Annotated in this window: 20 protein-coding genes; 6 read left to right on the top strand and 14 right to left on the bottom strand. The window is 44.1% G+C overall.

Annotated features, from left to right (window positions below; translation table 11 throughout):
- Nucleotides 1-99 precede the first annotated feature (99 nt).
- The 3 genes from AB1K89_RS10675 to AB1K89_RS10665 all read right to left on the bottom strand — a co-directional run bounded on the left by AB1K89_RS10675 (nucleotide 100) and on the right by AB1K89_RS10665 (nucleotide 3,088).
- Nucleotides 100-1,296, bottom strand: a complete 1,197-nt coding sequence (locus AB1K89_RS10675; RefSeq protein WP_413054722.1) for a class I SAM-dependent rRNA methyltransferase — start codon at nucleotides 1,294-1,296, stop codon at nucleotides 100-102.
- Between the two features lie 113 nt (nucleotides 1,297-1,409).
- On the bottom strand, nucleotides 1,410-2,006 hold the full coding sequence (locus tag AB1K89_RS10670) for a hypothetical protein (RefSeq protein ID WP_413054721.1): 597 nt from the start codon (nucleotides 2,004-2,006) through the stop codon (nucleotides 1,410-1,412).
- Between the two features lie 359 nt (nucleotides 2,007-2,365).
- Nucleotides 2,366-3,088, bottom strand: a complete 723-nt coding sequence (locus tag AB1K89_RS10665; RefSeq protein ID WP_413054720.1) for a MerR family transcriptional regulator — start codon at nucleotides 3,086-3,088, stop codon at nucleotides 2,366-2,368.
- Nucleotides 3,089-3,226: 138 nt separating this feature from the next.
- On the opposite strand from AB1K89_RS10665, the gene AB1K89_RS10660 reads away from it, so the two are divergent.
- Nucleotides 3,227-3,679, top strand: coding sequence for a GNAT family N-acetyltransferase (locus AB1K89_RS10660; protein WP_413054719.1), 453 nt, complete (start codon nucleotides 3,227-3,229; stop codon nucleotides 3,677-3,679).
- A gap of 86 nt (nucleotides 3,680-3,765) precedes the next feature.
- Here AB1K89_RS10660 and AB1K89_RS10655 read toward each other — a convergent pair whose 3' ends face one another.
- Nucleotides 3,766-3,957 carry a hypothetical protein gene (locus AB1K89_RS10655; RefSeq protein WP_413054718.1) on the bottom strand — a complete coding sequence of 64 codons (192 nt, stop codon included), beginning with the start codon at nucleotides 3,955-3,957 and terminating at the stop codon, nucleotides 3,766-3,768.
- 79 nt (nucleotides 3,958-4,036) lie between these two features.
- On the opposite strand from AB1K89_RS10655, the gene AB1K89_RS10650 reads away from it, so the two are divergent.
- Nucleotides 4,037-4,588 carry a hypothetical protein gene (locus AB1K89_RS10650; RefSeq protein ID WP_413054717.1) on the top strand — a complete coding sequence of 184 codons (552 nt, stop codon included), beginning with the start codon at nucleotides 4,037-4,039 and terminating at the stop codon, nucleotides 4,586-4,588.
- 124 nt (nucleotides 4,589-4,712) lie between these two features.
- On the opposite strand, the gene AB1K89_RS10645 is transcribed toward AB1K89_RS10650, so the two are convergent.
- From AB1K89_RS10645 to AB1K89_RS10635, 3 genes are read right to left on the bottom strand one after another with little or no spacing between them, the layout of a single operon-like run.
- Nucleotides 4,713-5,132, bottom strand: a complete 420-nt coding sequence (locus AB1K89_RS10645; protein ID WP_413054716.1) for a GyrI-like domain-containing protein — start codon at nucleotides 5,130-5,132, stop codon at nucleotides 4,713-4,715.
- Between the two features lie 14 nt (nucleotides 5,133-5,146).
- On the bottom strand, nucleotides 5,147-6,397 hold the full coding sequence (locus AB1K89_RS10640) for a GyrI-like domain-containing protein (protein WP_413054715.1): 1,251 nt from the start codon (nucleotides 6,395-6,397) through the stop codon (nucleotides 5,147-5,149).
- Nucleotides 6,398-6,417: 20 nt separating this feature from the next.
- Nucleotides 6,418-7,302, bottom strand: a complete 885-nt coding sequence (locus AB1K89_RS10635; protein ID WP_413054714.1) for a DMT family transporter — start codon at nucleotides 7,300-7,302, stop codon at nucleotides 6,418-6,420.
- A gap of 148 nt (nucleotides 7,303-7,450) precedes the next feature.
- On the opposite strand from AB1K89_RS10635, the gene AB1K89_RS10630 reads away from it, so the two are divergent.
- On the top strand, nucleotides 7,451-8,200 hold the full coding sequence (locus AB1K89_RS10630; protein WP_413054713.1) for a DUF3888 domain-containing protein: 750 nt from the start codon (nucleotides 7,451-7,453) through the stop codon (nucleotides 8,198-8,200).
- 131 nt (nucleotides 8,201-8,331) lie between these two features.
- Here AB1K89_RS10630 and AB1K89_RS10625 read toward each other — a convergent pair whose 3' ends face one another.
- From AB1K89_RS10625 to AB1K89_RS10605, 5 genes are all read right to left on the bottom strand, one after another.
- Complete coding sequence (locus AB1K89_RS10625) at nucleotides 8,332-9,789, bottom strand: carbon starvation CstA family protein (protein ID WP_413054712.1); 1,458 nt, start codon at nucleotides 9,787-9,789, stop codon at nucleotides 8,332-8,334.
- A gap of 267 nt (nucleotides 9,790-10,056) precedes the next feature.
- Nucleotides 10,057-11,061, bottom strand: a complete 1,005-nt coding sequence (locus AB1K89_RS10620; RefSeq protein ID WP_413054711.1) for an NAD(P)H-dependent flavin oxidoreductase — start codon at nucleotides 11,059-11,061, stop codon at nucleotides 10,057-10,059.
- Complete coding sequence (locus tag AB1K89_RS10615) at nucleotides 11,058-11,291, bottom strand: hypothetical protein (RefSeq protein WP_413054710.1); 234 nt, start codon at nucleotides 11,289-11,291, stop codon at nucleotides 11,058-11,060. The genes AB1K89_RS10620 and AB1K89_RS10615 overlap by 4 nt, the downstream gene beginning before the upstream one ends.
- A gap of 20 nt (nucleotides 11,292-11,311) precedes the next feature.
- Nucleotides 11,312-11,683 carry a DUF5412 domain-containing protein gene (locus tag AB1K89_RS10610; protein ID WP_413054709.1) on the bottom strand — a complete coding sequence of 124 codons (372 nt, stop codon included), beginning with the start codon at nucleotides 11,681-11,683 and terminating at the stop codon, nucleotides 11,312-11,314.
- Between the two features lie 9 nt (nucleotides 11,684-11,692).
- Nucleotides 11,693-12,841 carry a PstS family phosphate ABC transporter substrate-binding protein gene (locus AB1K89_RS10605; protein WP_413054708.1) on the bottom strand — a complete coding sequence of 383 codons (1,149 nt, stop codon included), beginning with the start codon at nucleotides 12,839-12,841 and terminating at the stop codon, nucleotides 11,693-11,695.
- 147 nt (nucleotides 12,842-12,988) lie between these two features.
- Between AB1K89_RS10605 and AB1K89_RS10600 the strand changes: the two genes are divergently transcribed.
- The gene (locus tag AB1K89_RS10600) at nucleotides 12,989-13,156 is read left to right on the top strand and encodes a hypothetical protein (protein WP_413054707.1); all 168 of its coding nucleotides are present in this window, start codon (nucleotides 12,989-12,991) and stop codon (nucleotides 13,154-13,156) included.
- 23 nt (nucleotides 13,157-13,179) lie between these two features.
- Here AB1K89_RS10600 and AB1K89_RS10595 read toward each other — a convergent pair whose 3' ends face one another.
- Together AB1K89_RS10595 and AB1K89_RS10590 are read right to left on the bottom strand one after the other, a co-directional pair.
- The gene (locus AB1K89_RS10595; protein ID WP_413054706.1) at nucleotides 13,180-13,374 is read right to left on the bottom strand and encodes a YwbE family protein; all 195 of its coding nucleotides are present in this window, start codon (nucleotides 13,372-13,374) and stop codon (nucleotides 13,180-13,182) included.
- Entirely contained in the window at nucleotides 13,374-13,982 is a 609-nt protein-coding gene (locus tag AB1K89_RS10590; RefSeq protein WP_413054705.1) for an SAM-dependent methyltransferase, read from the bottom strand. Before AB1K89_RS10590 ends, AB1K89_RS10595 begins: the two co-directional genes overlap by 1 nt.
- A gap of 296 nt (nucleotides 13,983-14,278) precedes the next feature.
- Between AB1K89_RS10590 and AB1K89_RS10585 the strand changes: the two genes are divergently transcribed.
- Together AB1K89_RS10585 and AB1K89_RS10580 are read left to right on the top strand one after the other, a co-directional pair.
- A complete protein-coding gene (locus AB1K89_RS10585) occupies nucleotides 14,279-14,845 on the top strand; it encodes an RNA polymerase sigma factor (RefSeq protein WP_413054704.1) in 567 nt (188 codons plus the stop codon).
- Nucleotides 14,823-16,403, top strand: a complete 1,581-nt coding sequence (locus AB1K89_RS10580) for a DUF4179 domain-containing protein (RefSeq protein ID WP_413054703.1) — start codon at nucleotides 14,823-14,825, stop codon at nucleotides 16,401-16,403. Before AB1K89_RS10585 ends, AB1K89_RS10580 begins: the two co-directional genes overlap by 23 nt.
- Nucleotides 16,404-16,451 lie beyond the last annotated feature (48 nt).

The raw sequence follows: 16,451 nt of genomic DNA, 5'->3' as shown, positions 1-16,451 counted from the left end.
AATCGCCGGTACAATACCGACAACTGGCTGCTTAATAAGGTGTTTTTTACTTGTCTCAAAAAAGATAGTCAGTGCCGAGCGGGAATGGCTTCTTATTATTTACTTCAACTTCTGCAAAATGACGACTTTCAAGTAATTGAATTCCGGGAAGTCGCGATTTGTGCGGAAATCCTTTGGCAATGAAGATTCTTCAAGGATCTTATAGCGGGAGCCTGCATCCGCAAATCCTTTTTCGATAAATGTCTTGAACTTCTTCATGCTGAAGCTTGCGTTATTCGTCGATGCAATGATGATACCATTCTTTTCAGTGATGGCGATTGCATCCATTAGCAAGGCCGGGTAATCCTTCGCCGTACTGAATGTGTATTTCTTCGAGCGTGCAAAACTCGGTGGATCTAAAACAACGACATCGAATTTCAGTTCATGGCGTTTCGCATAACGGAAATAATCAAACACGTCCATCACTTTAATGTCCTGTGCTTCATAATCAATTCCGTTCACACTGAACTGCTCGATCGTCTTCGGCAAACTGCGCTTCGCCAAATCCACACTCGTCGTCTCCCGTGCCCCGCCGAGAACCGCAGCAACCGAAAAAGCACCTGTGTATGAAAATGTATTCAACACGTGCTTGCCATCCGAATACTTGTCGCGCAGCGCTTTCCGCACATCGCGCTGATCAAGAAAAATTCCTGTCATGGCGCCATCATTCAAATCGACAGCAAAATTCATGCCGTTTTCCTTCACGATGATCGGGAAATCCCCCGGGACGCCTCTCACGAAATCATCCTGTTCGATGTATTGGCCTTTCGTATCGAACCGTTTTTTCTCATAGATCGCTTTGTAGTCCACAAGCTTGTCCAACACACCATACACATGATGCTTCAAGGAGTAAATCCCTTCACTATACCAGCTCACCATGTAATAACCGTCAAAATAGTCGATCGTCAATCCACCGATTCCATCACCTTCTCCATTGAAGATGCGGAATGCAGTCGTCTCGCTATCTTCGAAGAAAGCTTCCCGTCTTGAAAGGGCTGCTGAAATTTTCGATTCGAAAAAGGAAAAATCGATCTCCTCATTTTCATCCCTCGTCAATACCCAGCCAATTCCTTTGTTTTGATTGCCATAATAGCCTTTCGCGATGAATTTACGGTATTTGTCGACCAAGCGAATAATAGCACCTTCCTCATTCAACACTTCCGGATTCACCACTGCGTCTTTCAAAATCAATGGGTAGCCTCTCTTAAAGGCCGCTATACTTTGTGCGTTCACTTGTACATCAATTTTTTTTGTCATCTTGTCATCCTCTATCCATCATTTTTTTCATTATCGCATGGAATTTCTAAAAAAGCGAAGGACGCCCGTTGCTAGACGTAAAAAAAGCTTCTCATAACGGAGAAGCTTCTACGTCAAGCAAGCAGGCGGAACGCCAGACTCTTCAAAAGTCCCATACGAATCGGACGTTCCAATTGTGGCCCTCTTACTTTATTTAAATACGTTGGTAAATCGCCTTCATACACGAGTTCCATATGTGGCAAATGCGCCAGATGATGCGGCATTGTCAGGCAAGGCATCGTCATCAGGCGGTGCGTTTCGCTCTCCTGCATGACAGTTGCGACGAATTGCGAACAGAAAAAAGCCCTCTTCCGTCGAATCTCTTTATTCAGCGCCACGCCGAACAAACCGATAAAGTTATATTTATAGTCTCTATGATTCAACTCGAATTGAACGATTTTCTGGCGAATCCGCATATACGCTTCCGTGGAAACTTCGCAACGGTACACAGCGCAATCGGCCTCCTGAAAAATGCCTTCCGCAACATTTTCACGTACAAACCCACCGAAGAACGGATTGTATTGCTGCTTCCGACCGAAACTATAGATCTCGGTCAACTGCTCGTCGAATGCAATCGATGCATGATTCAAATCCTTGCGTGTATACATGCCAATCGCCTTTGACAGCAATGTTCCCGTGTCAGTGAGTACGATATAGATTGTTTTTCCCATTATCCCAACCCCTAACTCATCTCTCTCTACAAGTATGTACAATTTTTTCGGGAACCTAAACCGTCTGCAGGTGGAAACCTTCTAAGCCCTAAGTTGTAGACAAGATTCGGGGAGCGGACAGTTCAAGCGTTTTTCTATATATGTATTATACGTTTTAACTACAAGTAGAGTTTCACTTTCCTGAGATTTTTCAATCCCTCGAAAAGCGATGGGCGCCGGTTGTCATGGTATTAACAATCGCTCATCTATCGATTGTTTTTCTATTATACTATTAAACACGCCGACTTTCTCGCTTTTTTTAAAAATAAATGTTTAGGATAAAAAGACACCTGCTTTAGTCGCAGATGTCTTCCATTTTATCAGTTGCTTTCAGAGTAAACTTTCATGGCATCACGCATGAATACAGCCAAGCCTTCTCCGAATTGGTCGATGTTCTTCGTAAATCGTTCGTCTGCGACATACATTTCTCCTAAGCCTGCGAATGCTTCCAATGAGTAAGTTCCAATTTTATTCAAGAACGTGTACCAATCAGCGATTGCTGCCTGTGCTTCTACTGAAGATGGATCAGTACAGCGCAGTGCCGCTAGATTGGAATAAATGCGGTTCATCTCCAGCTGTTCTTTCTCACCGAACTGAGCGACATTTTTATTCGCCTTGTCGACCGCTTCATCCCCCCATCGTTCTCTAGCTTCCTGCTCATATGGATTCGAACTGAAGTCAAATCCTTTAAACTTCTCTTCGTTCGTCATTTTCATTTCTCCTCTCTCGGATTGGAGCGTCTTGTCAATCGTCTTAATCATTGTCTCCAATTGGCTACGCTTCGCCACTAACATATCGCGTTGCAGCTCGAACGCCTCCAACCGGTTGAATGAAGGACTTTGAAGCAGCTCCTTAATTTTCTTTAAAGGGAAGCCGACTTCACGGAAGAACAGGATTTGCTGGAGGGTCGTCAAGTTTTCATCGGAATAAACCCGATAGCCCGCCTCCGTTACGTTGTCCGGAACGAGTAAACCGATCTCATCATAATGATGGAGCGTGCGCACACTCACACCGGTCAAATCCGCCACTTCTTTCACTTTCATAACTCCCCGCCTCCCTTCACTATTGACTATAGAGTATGACGTAACGTTAGAGTCAACACAATTGAGATAAATATTCACGACTGAGAAGCCCTTGTAAAGTATACTTAAGTATCGACATGCATCTAGGAGGTTTGATTCATGATAATAGAAACGAATAGACTCAAATTGATTGCTTGCACTCCTGAATTTTTATCAACAATTTCACCTGAGGATTATGAAATTAGAGATCATGTGAAAGGACATGTAGCCGAACTTCAAAATGACGAGTCCCAGTTAGGATGGGGAGTATGGTTCGTTGTGGATAAAGAAACGGATACGATTATTGGTGACATTGGCTTTAAAGGGAAGCCTTCGGAAGATCATACTACGGAAATCGGTTACGGCATTGTGCCGTCTGCGCAAAATAAAGGATATGCGACGGAAGCGGTAGGAGCTCTTATCGAGTGGGCCTTTGCTTTTGGAGAAGTAAAGATAGTCATTGCCGAATGCGTAGAAGAAAACTCTGCTTCCATAAAAGTGTTGGAGAAGTTGGGCTTCCGGCAAATTGGACGGGTAGACAATATGTTGAAGTGGGAAATGAAAAAGAATTAAATTCGTAAATAACCGAGGAAATGAGCCCGTTTCCTCACCTCTCCACTTATTCACCCATCCAGCCAAAAGAAGTGTTCACCCTGTATTTACCCCTTTATAAATTCGTCTTCTAATTCCTTTTCAATCTCTTCGTCACTCATTGCAACTATGTCTACTTCTTTTTCTTTCACATTAAAATGCTCTGAAATTAACTTCAGCTGATTGCTAATCTTTGAAAGAAAATAAACCACGTTCAACAATAGCAATATGATGACGAGTAAAAATATCATTATCCACATCCATATCCCGCCTTTTTTGTTTTAAAAATCCGAATCTTTCATTCACTATAAACGTATTACCTGTAAAAGGGGTGGTGAAATGTCTGCAAATGATAACAAGCGAATAGCGGTATTCTTGAGTTTAGTGTTCATACTGTCCGGAATTTTACTAGTTGCTTGTTCTAAAGCTGATGCAGAGGACAGGAATAGAGAAGTCATTAGAGAAGTTCTGGAGCTTGAGTTTTCAGGTCCAAATGTCGAGCTTATGGATCTTTTATGGAACCCTCAATATACGACTGTTGTAAATAATAAAGAGGAGAACAAGGAGCTTGAAAAGTATATAGAAAAAGTATACGGTCCTTACTTTACAAGTTTTTACCTACACACCTTCATAAATACATCAGGGCTGACGTACCAAACTATGGCGAACTGGGCGGGATACAAGTTAAACTTGAAGGATGTCACGATTGAACAGAGCGACAAAGCGTCCAATCGCTATACATTCACAGCGACGGTTGGTTATCAAAAAAATGGGGAGGAAGAAAAAACGGCAAATGTCTCTGGGTTAGTCCTTTTCTCAACAAAAGAAGAAGGTAAAATCGGGAAATTCCATTACAGGGATGATGATCTATTGCGTGAGATGAGAGAATGAACGGGCTCTTGTTGTTCAACTAGCTGAAGCGTTTAGGCTGGTACAAAGATCTAAAAGAGATCCAACACTTTTGGATTTCTTCTGGATTCTTGCTTCTCATGTTGCATACGCTTTTCCGAAGTATTTACTCAATCGCCACCCAAACTTCCGTCTCAAATTCCGTAGAACCTGCAGGATGGATATATCGCTCAAATCCATAACTATGTCTAAGTTTCACATTTGGATTGCGCAACAACGCATCAAAAGCAGCTGGAATTGCCTCCACTCCGCCTTCGACCTTCGCGACAATAAATTTACCGCTTGGAATCAATAATTCCTTCGTATCCGTAAAACCTTCTGCCGACTCCGATTTAATACCAGCCAAATAGTGAAAGTTGCCATTGCCCATTCCCAACGTAATTCCGAAGGACTCTTCAGGCTGAGCACCCTTTTTTTCTATAATATGGTTCAACTCATCCCACAGCTTAGGAATATCCGTTACTGGCCCATTCATTTCATAGCCTTTTACTGTGAACTGCTCCACTTGTTCAATACGTGTCTCCATTTCTTCCATCCCCTTTACTCAATCGGCATCCAAATCTCAATAACGTCTTCCGACACCCCAGCCGGATGGACGTAGCGCTCGAAATCGTAGCAATCCCGTAGTTTGATGTCATCCATTTGAATGATGTTGTCATACGTAGCCGGGATGTCTGGAATTCCGCCTTCGACTTTCGCAACGATGAACTTACCGGCTGGAATGACAACCTCTTTCGTGTCCGGAAATCCTTCCGTCAATTCTGATTTCAGTCCCGCAATATAATGGATGATGTCGTTCTCCATCTTCAAGCAAACACCAAATGACTCTTCCACGACGACATTGTTCTCATTAATTTCCTTAATTAACCGATCCCATTCAGCTGGAATTTCAGAAACAGGACCTACTACCCCATACCCTCTCACTGTAAACCCTTCGCTCTGGACAATGCGTGTTTCCATTTCCTTCTCCCCTTTGCTTAATAATTGATCGATTCCTTCCATCTTCCCTTTCAGATCATAGGAATTAATAAGCTGATGTAAAGCCTTATCCATCGTGATACTGGAGCTTTGTTCAACTACTTCAGCAAAAAGTTCTTTTACCTTCTCACCTGAAGCTGTCAATTTTTCAACCGTGATTTCATCCGGGTAGGTTGAAAGAAATGCCTCTATAAAGGAGGAATCCAACGTGTCATACGCTTTGAACTGATGCAGCTTCTTATTTTCGTTCATCGCTTGTGCCAGCAGTAAATACTCCCTCATTTTCTCAAGCATTTTCAGTGCATAGATGAAGTTGTTCCGTTTCAACTCTTTGTCCAAACTTAAAGCACAATATACGAATTCAAACGCTATATCGATATTCACATCATATTTGATTTGCTTATTTTGAAAGAGTTCATTTTCAGCATTCATCTTCTCGGATACGAATCCAGTCTTATCAACAATCACTTTCCATAAAGGCGACTTCACATTCAGTAAATCACTTGGAAGAATGGACACATTGAACTCCAGTGAATTTTCCATAAATGCGATGAGCAGATAGATATCCCTGCTAAACTGTTTTTCTTTTATATAGACAGGATTCAAATCACTGAGTGTACGATGAACAAAGCTTTTTGTGCTTTCAACATCTTCAAGTTTAGAAGTGGAAACCATTAAATCAATATCGGAGTATTCATCCTTATATCCAATCACCCCGGAACCTAACTGGACAACTCCATCAATTAAATCGGAGGACTCTAATTTCTCAATCATTTTCATAAAAAACTCGTTTCTTTCATCAGAACTATACAAACCTCCACCCCCTCAATTTTCTATTCCAACCTTGCTGGATTGCTCCCTTTCACCAAAAAGCTGAGCTTTGTTTCTGATAAAATGATTGCAGCAAGTATTAAAACCGCCCCGATTCCCATCTTAAGCGTTAAGATCTCACTTAATAGAATGACGGAAAAAACCATTCCCCATAATGATTCCGTCGAGAGGATAATTGCCGCTTTCGTTTCTGAAATGAATTTCTGTGAAACGGTTTGCAATAAAAATGCAATCGTCGTCGAGAAAACGCCTAAATAGAGCAACGACCACATACCTTCCGGCTGCGTGCTAAATGCCATTTCGCCTTTCATCAACACAACAGCAAAGCCGATTATAGTCGCTGTCGCCATTTGAACAATCGTCAATGCAATCGGGTCTTCTTGCTTCACAAATTGTGACGTGTAAAAAATATGGAATGCGAAACCGATCGCACAGCAAAACGACAGGAAATCGCCGATATTCAGTCCCGCTGACCATTGAAGTGACAAAACCGCTACGCCGAACATCGCAAGAAAAGCGCCAATGAGTTCGAACAGATCCAACTTTCTTCTATAAATCGCAAGCCCAATAAACGGCACGATGACAACATTCACCGCAGTCAAAAAAGCATTTTTAGACGGTGTTGTAAATTGGAGGCCGACCGTTTGCAGCGCAAATGCTATGTATAAGAAGACGCCCAAAACTGCCCCTTTCACCAATGCACCTCTTGAAATGAACTTCAATTTCTTATAAAAAACCGCACATAATAAAACAGCTCCAATAAGGAATCTGCCTGCTAAAATCTGATAAGGCGTGTAGGAATCGAGTGCAACTGCACTTCCGACAAACCCGCTTCCCCAAATGATTGCTGTCAATATCAATCCGATTTCACCAATATATTTCCGCATAGTATCCTCCGGTATCCAAGTAATTAACAATTTATTTCATTATAGCGCAACTGTCTTCATTCAAAGACTCAATTTTAAAATTTCATTCATGTATTGTTTCATCGCCAGAGGAAAACCTAAGCACAAAACCGGATAGGAGGTTTCCCAATTGAAACACTTACGCTTCTTGATTCCATTCCTCGTGATTTCCATGCTCATCCAACCTCTTACGTCCAAAGCGGAACAGACCAATATTGACCAACAATCCATCCAAGATGCACTGCTGTCAACCCTTCAGCCGTATATTTCGGAAGGGATCATCGACTTTTACGGCTACGACAAATCGTATGGATTATACGATGCAAAAATATTGAACATCCAGCGAGACGAGAAAGGTGGATTTTCCTTCACTGTTGAAGTTCAAGTGAATACATTTGAGACAGCAGAAAATCCGCCATACGGCAAGGAGACATTGCAGTTCGGAATCAGTCCGAAAGGTGTCAAACTGCTCGACTTTACGCATGAAGGTGATGATGAGGAAAAGAAATTACATCAATTTTATAAGGAAGCGCTCATCGACATTAAAAAGTCATTCCATTTAAATTTACTCCCTTATGAGCGATACGATTATAACCAGTTGCGGTACAAGGCGGAAAAACAAAATGATTTCAATTCACTGGCACATATCGCGGAAGAAATTGTCATCAATATTCTTAGTACGGAAATACAACCGCCTTATAAAAACGTAATCAATCCTGTAACCTTTATAAAAGGCAATGAAGGATTCATCCTGTTCAAGAAAGCAGATGGAACCAATTTCTATTACAAAGTCCTCAAGGAGAACGGTATTTGGAAGGTCGTCGAGCAGGAGAGCGAGAAAGGGAAGAAGATGGGGTACGACTTACTTTGGTATATGTAAGTAAAAAGAGGTGGCTGAGGATATGCCTAGTTATTATTTTTGCCCCTAAAACAGAGTGTAGACATAGTCAAAAAACAACTTTGTCTACACTCTGAGAGGCGGCTCCAGCCGCCTCTATTTTATCGATAAAATTAGTTTGTCGTTGCACCTTTCCAGTGTGAAATGTCTTCTTCCAACGGAACTTGTGCAGCTCTCGCTCGGACTGCAGCGAAGAAAAACAGGACGACGAGGAAAATTGAAATGACCGTTGCCCCGATATACGCGACATTCATCGGCAATCCGAAGCCGATCGACGCATTCAAAATATACGTCATCGTTGCCATCAGCATGAACGTTCCGGGGACGAGTGCCACCCAGTAGTTCTTCCGTGCAATGAACAGATACATCGCACCTACGAATAACGCGATCACGGCTGTCGATTGGTTCGCCCATGAGAAGTAGCGCCATAGAATGTTAAAGTCGACTTGCGTCAACGCAATGGAAATGACGAACATCGGTACAGCAATCCAAAGACGGCTCACCATTTTCACTTGTGACAACTTGAAATAGTCTGCAATAATCATCCGCGCACTACGGAAAGCCGTATCGCCGGAAGTGATCGGAAGGATGATGACACCGAGAATTGCTAGCGTTCCACCAACTGCACCCAACATCAATGTAGAAGCTTCGCTGACGATCAATGCAGGACCGCCTGCCGCCAACATTTCACTCAAGCCGCCATACCCGTTGAACAGCGCCATTCCCGCAGCTGCCCAAATCATCGCGATAATCGCCTCTGCAATCATCATGCCATAGAAAATCTTTCGGCCTTGCCCTTCTTTTTGCGTCGTACGTGATATGATCGGAGACTGTGTCGCATGGAAGCCAGACAATGCACCACATGAAATCGTCAAGAATAGAAGTGGGAAAATCGCCAATTTGTCAGGGTGCATATTGGCAAATGTCAACTCTGGAATCTCTACTCCTTTGATGACCATCATTCCCCCTACTCCGACCGCACTGATGATTAAAAGTGCACCGAAGATTGGGTAGAAGCGGCCGATGATCTTATCGATCGGCAATAGTGTTGCAAGAATATAATAGGCGAAAATAAGTGTAACGATGATACCCATTGCCATCCAACCGTTCATCAAGTTGTAAAGCAAACCTGCAGGTGCGGAAACGAATACCGTTCCGACAAGCACCAATAACAGAATGGCAAAGGCATTCACGATATGCTTCATGAATTTCCCTAAAAACTTGCCTGCAAGCTCTGGCAGATGCGCTCCCCGGTTACGAATCGAGATCATCCCTGTCAAATAGTCGTGGACAGCGCCTGCAAAAATTGCGCCGATTACAATCCAAATGAAAGCAATCGGACCATAAAGCGCCCCCATGATCGGACCAAAAATCGGACCAACCCCCGCAATGTTCAACAGCTGGATCAGCGAGTTCTTCTTCGTGCTCATCGGTACATAGTCGACGCCGTCCCCACTCGTATACGCTGGCGTCGCACGGTCCTCCTTCACCCCAAACATCTTCTCAATGAATTTGCCGTACGTGAAATAACCGACAATCAATAAGACGATACCAAATAAAAACGTAATCATTTCTTTTCCCCTTCCCCCCGATAGGAGTAATTTCTTCCAGCCCGGTGAGATGCCCACAAAAAAAGATTAACCCCAAGATGATTTCAATTTGATTAACGCGGGCAATACCCCAACTAATCTGAAAGGTTTATAGATTATTATACTTCATTTCAAGGTAAATTAATATACAGTTTTCAGTTTCTTTTAAATATTACAGATAACACTAATAGAATTTATGAATACAAAAAAAGCATGCGGATTCAGCCGCATGCTTGTTCAATTTCCTTTTCAAATAAACTTCCCGATGACTTCGTTAACAGTTCCGCCCTTTGTTTCGTGGACGCTCTCTCCCGCCCATAACGACATGAATTCTGATTTGCCCAGTCTTGCCGATTCGCTCCGGATTTTCTTCGTCAAGTCGTTTTGGTATGGATAAGGGGCGATCGGTCCATCTGCCATTATGTCTATGAATGAATTTCGAATGCCTCTTGCCGACTTGCCCGAGAACACTTTCGTCAGAACGGTGCTATTTTCGGCAGCTTCTATGACAGCTTGTTTATAGATCGGATGTGCCCCGCTTTCTTCAGCCGCTAGCAACGCTGTGCCAATTTGCACGGCTTGCGCTCCGCGGAGAAGTTGCTGGTCTAGATGCTCTTTGTTAGCGATTCCACCAGCCGCAATGACAGGAATTCCGACAGCATCGACGACTAAAGGCAACAAATCCGCAAGCGGCACTAACTGCTCACCGATGAAGGAGCCCCGATGTCCACCGGCTTCCTTACCTTGTGCGACGACTGCGTCCATTCCGACTTTTTCGGCTGCGACGGCTTCTTCGACTGTCGTTGCCGTGCCAATCAAGTAGATGGCATGCTCCTTTAACTTTCGGACAACTGTTTCATCGGGCAAGCCGAATGTGAAGGAACAAACTCCAACGCCTTCTTCGATGATGACTTCGATCTGCCCTTCGAATGACGGTTTGGACAGCCGGGCTTTCCAAAACGGCATGCCAAGTTTCTTGCCAACCGGTTGCAATGCCAAATAAGCTTTTCGCAGCTGTTCCTGGTCCAATTCCGCATATTCCGGCACGAATAAGTTGACTGAAAACGGTTTGTCCGTTAGCTTTTTAACCTCTCTAATGAAATCCCGAGTAGCTTCTGCGGATAAATAGCCTGCTCCTATTGACCCTAAAATGCCCGCATCCGATGATGCCGCCACAAATTCAGGTGTCGTTACACCCGCCATCGGAGCTTGGATAATCGGATGCTGGATTCCTAAATTATTTGTAAGGGTCATGTTTTCGCTCTCCTTCCTTCATGCCGATGAAATAAATAGATGATGATCAACGGGACAATCGAGAACAATGCAATAAGTTTGAATGCATTGTTGGCGCCTAAGAAATACAAGGCGATCGGTAAAGAAGTGAAAAAGCTAATGAGCAATGATGTTTTAGACTTAGTGAATAGGCCGAAAAAGAATGATAGAAATGATATGATCAATGATATTTGCCAAAGGACAACGATCAAGTCCAAGCACCCCCTGTACGCTAATCATTCCGAAAGTCATACACATCTTTACGGACGTCCAACTCGACACCGTTGATTGACACAGTATGCTCGTCAATCCATCGAATGACCGCTTCACTTTCACGGTATCCCCAATAAATATTCTTCTTTTTATCTCTCTTTTTATGATAGACAACCTCACCGCGTACTGCGTCTGCCACTGTTGCTCCACTGCGGGAGACGTACCCTTTTACCGTATAGTCCCCGTCCGGAGAAATTTCTTCCGTTAGAAATTCTCCTTTCGGCAACTGTTGCATGCTGAAGAAGAAGTGATTTATCAATAGGAACAGCGCTCCTAAAACCCCTATAGCGATGCCGAGTAGTAGTCCTGTCACTTTCCAAGCCCGTCTCATTCTATCCACTCATTTCCGAATTGGTACGTACCCCGTCTTTCTAATAATCTCTTGTCCTTCATTCGATAATATCCATTCAATGAACGCTTCGACATGCGGGTTGTCACTGCCCGCTGTTATGGCATAAAATTCATTTGTAATCGGATATTCGCCCGACCTAATCGTGTCTACAGTCGGTTCAACGCCGTTCACGGCTAGCAGACGGATTTTATTGTTTTTCACCATTTGCGTCGAATAGTACCTGAAAGTGTAGCCGATTGCATTATTATGATTTTTATAGTCCGATACTTGCCCGATGATCGTACCCATAAGTGATGCAATGTCCTCTGTCGGAGGGTCCATGATCGGCACATCTCCCATGAAACTTTGCAATGCCGTTTGGCTGCCGCTATCTTCGGGACGTTGGAAAGCGCGAATCGGGTCGTTCTTCCCGCCGACATCTTTCCAATTCGTAATGTTGCCGGAATAAACCCCTTTAATTTCATCCTCCGTCAAGCTTGCCACCGGGTTCTTGGCGTTAACAAAAAAGACGAACGCTTCTTTACCAATCGGCGTCAACTTCAATTCCTTGCCAACGTTCTTCGCACTCTCTATTTGCGCCTTCGATGGCTCCAATGCGAAAATGATATCCGCCCGTCCATTGATGAGATTCACATAAGCGGCTCCTGTCCGACTTGACATCACTTCGCTACTATACGGGTCGTACTCTTTTTCCGGATAGACTGCTTGTGCAAACGCTGAGTATATCGGGTAAAGTGCAGTTGCTCCGTCGATGACCGGTAATTCATCCTTTATTTGCAAGGAAGCCGGCTTGTCTAGTGACACTGCCTTCGTCTTCTCCTTGAATGGCTGGTATTCGACTAGATCAACTTGACCGTCACTAAGTACTGGTCTCGTCTTATCATAGATTCCAGGAACAGCATAGATTAGCGAAAGTGCGACTGCTGCTGATGTTCCGATAATGAAAACCTTCTTGTATCGATACAATTCGAAGCGTGACATGACGGCATAGGCTCCGATTGTAAGATACGCAGCTACAACTAGAGGAATTAAATACTCCATTGCTGTAAAATATGCGGTAAACGCCCCGAGTGCAGCAAGCGGAAAAAGCAATGCCATGATGAATAAAACAGACAGAACACCCCAAAATGTTTGCAATCTATTCCCTCCTCGCAATCTCTCTTTCGTTTAGTATACATTATTTAGAATTTAAAAAAGGTGCCGAACAGAAAGAATCTGTCGGCACCTGTTACTAAGCAGTTCCTAATTTGACTCCCAGCTCCTTTGGGCGCGCGGGAAGCCGCTTTGGATGCGGACCACCCTACTTTGGACGCGCCGAGAGCCACTTTGGGCGCGGAACACCCTACTTTGGGCGCGCGGGGAGCCACTTCGGGCGCGGAACACCCTACTTTGGGCGCGCGGGGAGCCACTTTGGGCGCGGAACACCCTACTTTGGACGCGGAACACCCTTGACGCGATACCAGTAACCCTAGCTTTTATTCCAAAATATCGCTCACCCGTCCAACTTGTCCGTCCTCTAGCCGCACTTTAATGCCATGCGGATGGAAGCTGGAATTTGTTAATAAATCTTTGACGACTCCTTCCGTCTTTATACCTGTGCGCTGATCCTTTTTCAGGATGACTGCGACCTTCATTCCTGGCTTCACATCACTTCGATTACGTCCGTCCATCAGTTCGCTTCCTCTCTCTTTTGAAAAATGCTTTGTACGACATGAGCCGTTCCCGTATGTAGCTGTCCTTCTTCACGGTTCACTTCCCCGACGTGGAAGTGTTTAATGAAATATCCATCAAACTTTTGCAAAATGTCTGCTGGATCCATGAGCATCGCTATATCGCGCGGACCGCCTGTGCCATATCGGAGCTGCTCTTTCGTATATAATTCGCTAACATAAAAACCGCCGACTTTCAGCGCTTTCTGCACGCCCGCCATCGTACGATTCATGACATCTTCGGGGAAATGGCCGAAAATGTGGACGATTGCATCCCACTGCTCTTCTTCCCATTCGACTTCCGCCAAATCACGGAGCTCCGTCTTCACGGCAACCCCTTTTTCATTCGCCAATTGCTCTGTCTTGTCTAGCCCAGCCTGCGCGTAATCCCAAGCAGTAACGTCATATCCGAGGGAAGCCAAGTACACGGAATTCCGCCCCTCCCCTTCTGCGATACAAAGCACCTTTCCTATCGGCAGCATGCGCGCAGCTTCAACGACAAACTGATTCGGCTCTTTTCCGTATATATACTCTTCTGTAGAAAATCGTTCATGCCAAAAATTCGTCATCAGCAATCCGTCCCTTTCATGCCAATTTCCTTAAGTTTATCATAACGTGTCTCTCGCATAACCATTCGCATACTTCGGGCAAATACGTTATCACCGACTTTAGCGAGTTTACCACCGACTTTACGGGGTTTACCACCGACTCTGACCACTTTACCACCCAATCGCCTCTTTTTACTTCATTTACAAAACAAAATCATACAAAAGTTCCTGAAAATGAAATTTTCCTGCGAGTAAACCCGTTATACTGAATGAAACACAATCGACATGCGCATGTCCGTTTCAGTTAGGAGGTCACTATGGAACACGAACAGCAATGGATCCAGCAAGTGCTGGCGGGCGATAAACAAGCCTATGCACATATTATTAACAAATATAAAAACCAACTGTATGCGACCATCTTGCGGATGACGAAAAATCCACAAGATGCGCAGGACCTAGTCCAGGATGCATTCATCAAAGTGTATCGCAACCTCGAGAAATATGACGCTAGCGGTTCATTTTCCAGCTGGCTTTACCGGGTGGCCATCAATCATTGCATGGATGAGTTCCGGAAAAAACGGTATTCCACAGTTCAAGTAGAAATAGACGAGACGAAGGTGGTTAATCGTGAGCATCCAGAAGTGGTCTTCTTGAAGAAAGAGAAAAGCCGTCAATTGGAGCGTCTGATCGCCACTTTGCCTGAAGACGAACGGCTCATCATTCTTCTCCGTTATGTGAATGAAATCAGTTACGAGGAAATTGGTGAAGTGATGGACGTGCCCCTTTCGACGGTACGCAATAAACTGCATCGGGCGAAGAAAAAGATGAGAGAAACGGTGAAACGAGAAGGAGGATATTTTCATGAACTGTCCAACGGCGGATAAGCTTTCACAATTTGTAGATCAGTTGCTACCTAAACAGGAGATGGCTGAAACTGAAGCGCATGTACAGTCATGTGCGTCCTGTGGAAAAGTAGTGAATGCCTTTCAAGAGGAACAGCGCTTCATTGAAGAAACGTTGCAGACACCTACCTTGCCTGGGAATTTCACTGAACTTGTCTTAGATCAGTTGGAGCCATATGGGAAATCGAAAAAACAACGCAAAGCCGTTTGGAAGCGAGTAGTACTTACTGCTGTGGGCATAGTTTTGGCAGTTGGTATTGGCGCAACTGTGAACCCGGCTTTTGCGCAATTAATCAGTGGTCTATTCACTAGCAACCAAGTTGATGAAGGCTTGCAAAAGGCGGCGGAGGCTGGACTCACGCAGCGGCTAAATCTGGAAGTCGAAGATCAAGGTCTTACGTTTGTTGTGGAAGACGTCATTGCCGACTCCTCTAGAGTTACTCTTTCTTACAAGATATTGGATGAAAGTAGAAAACCACAAAAACCGAACTTGAACATATGGAATGCCGACAATAAATATACAGCCATCGATCAAAACGGCAATATAGTGGATATGTCAGGGATTGGTTGGCCTAGGGGAAGCGACTATGGATACATTGAGTTCTCACTTTTCGATCATAGCAATCATATAGAGAAATTGACGATTCAATTCAACCTCGTCGAGCTGAATGGTGTACAGGGGAACTGGCAGCTACAGGTTCCTGTCGATTTGAATGAAAATCGCAAGTTGACTAAAATGGTGGAGTTGCAAGATGCAACTGCCGTCCATCACGGCGTCGAAATCGATTTGAAGAAGCTGCACATTGCTCCATCAGCCATGGAATTGTTTTTTGAGACATCTCTTGCAAAAGAGGAACTTCAGAGGGCCGAAGAGGCAAAGCGCAAGCTAGAGGAAAGGTTCGGCAAAGAGAAAATGGATTCTCTTGTAATAGGCGATACCTCTGGGATTGCGTACCATATCGAAAATGCTGCTGGCAACATAATTTATTCAACAGAGCGCTCAACTGATTCAGAGATAGCTAGCCTATTACGAGGGTCAAGTGAGGATACAGCTATACTGGGACGCACCACATATGCGCATTCTTTCGTCCCGAAGAATGAAGATCAATTGACCTTTGTATTGGATGGAGTCTTTAAAAAGGAACAAGCTGGCTTTTCGGTTGTCATAAAACCAAAGGACATTGAAAGACATCCCTTGTCTCTTGACTATAAAGGATATCATTTAACGGTTAAAAGCGTGGAAAAATCACTAGTTGAAGCAGAGGATTCTGTCATCATTAAGTTGGAGGGCAAAGTGGACTTTCTTGACGCGGGCTTCGGCAGCAGCTGGATGGTCGTTGACGAAATTGGCAAGGTCTACCCTGGCAAGCTAAGTAGTGGTTCAATGTCAATGAAAGGTAAAGACGGACGGCATGATATATCGATAGAGTTAGAATTGGACGGGTTACAGGAAGTTCCCGAGCAATTGACATTGCATCTTTTATACACAACAAATTATTATCCTGCTGACAATCAATGGAGGGTTCCTTTGACAAATTAAGTGACAGTTTATAGGTCGCATCCACACGTTTTTATTTAATGTGGATGC

Source organism: Sporosarcina pasadenensis (assembly GCF_047228845.1).
In the GTDB taxonomy this organism is placed as follows: Bacteria; Bacillota; Bacilli; order Bacillales_A; family Planococcaceae; genus Sporosarcina.
Note: the sequence above shows the minus strand (reverse complement) of the source record. Positions and strands in the feature narration are given on the sequence as shown.

Bases quoted from the DNA above. Each gene is read 5' to 3' on its own strand.
- AB1K89_RS10635 (WP_413054714.1), bottom strand. From the start codon at position 7,302: ATGCGGAAATATATTGGTGAAATCGGATTGATATTGACAGCAATCATT.
- AB1K89_RS10585 (WP_413054704.1), top strand. From the start codon at position 14,279: ATGGAACACGAACAGCAATGGATCCAGCAAGTGCTGGCGGGCGATAAA.
- AB1K89_RS10580 (WP_413054703.1), top strand. From the start codon at position 14,823: ATGAACTGTCCAACGGCGGATAAGCTTTCACAATTTGTAGATCAGTTG.
- AB1K89_RS10675 (WP_413054722.1), bottom strand. From the start codon at position 1,296: ATGACAAAAAAAATTGATGTACAAGTGAACGCACAAAGTATAGCGGCC.
- AB1K89_RS10610 (WP_413054709.1), bottom strand. From the start codon at position 11,683: ATGAGACGGGCTTGGAAAGTGACAGGACTACTACTCGGCATCGCTATA.
- AB1K89_RS10655 (WP_413054718.1), bottom strand. From the start codon at position 3,957: ATGTGGATAATGATATTTTTACTCGTCATCATATTGCTATTGTTGAAC.
- AB1K89_RS10665 (WP_413054720.1), bottom strand. From the start codon at position 3,088: ATGAAAGTGAAAGAAGTGGCGGATTTGACCGGTGTGAGTGTGCGCACG.
- AB1K89_RS10650 (WP_413054717.1), top strand. From the start codon at position 4,037: ATGTCTGCAAATGATAACAAGCGAATAGCGGTATTCTTGAGTTTAGTG.
- AB1K89_RS10670 (WP_413054721.1), bottom strand. From the start codon at position 2,006: ATGGGAAAAACAATCTATATCGTACTCACTGACACGGGAACATTGCTG.
- AB1K89_RS10660 (WP_413054719.1), top strand. From the start codon at position 3,227: ATGATAATAGAAACGAATAGACTCAAATTGATTGCTTGCACTCCTGAA.
- AB1K89_RS10595 (WP_413054706.1), bottom strand. From the start codon at position 13,374: ATGGACGGACGTAATCGAAGTGATGTGAAGCCAGGAATGAAGGTCGCA.
- AB1K89_RS10625 (WP_413054712.1), bottom strand. From the start codon at position 9,789: ATGATTACGTTTTTATTTGGTATCGTCTTATTGATTGTCGGTTATTTC.
- AB1K89_RS10645 (WP_413054716.1), bottom strand. From the start codon at position 5,132: ATGGAGACACGTATTGAACAAGTGGAGCAGTTCACAGTAAAAGGCTAT.
- AB1K89_RS10590 (WP_413054705.1), bottom strand. From the start codon at position 13,982: ATGACGAATTTTTGGCATGAACGATTTTCTACAGAAGAGTATATATAC.
- AB1K89_RS10620 (WP_413054711.1), bottom strand. From the start codon at position 11,061: ATGACCCTTACAAATAATTTAGGAATCCAGCATCCGATTATCCAAGCT.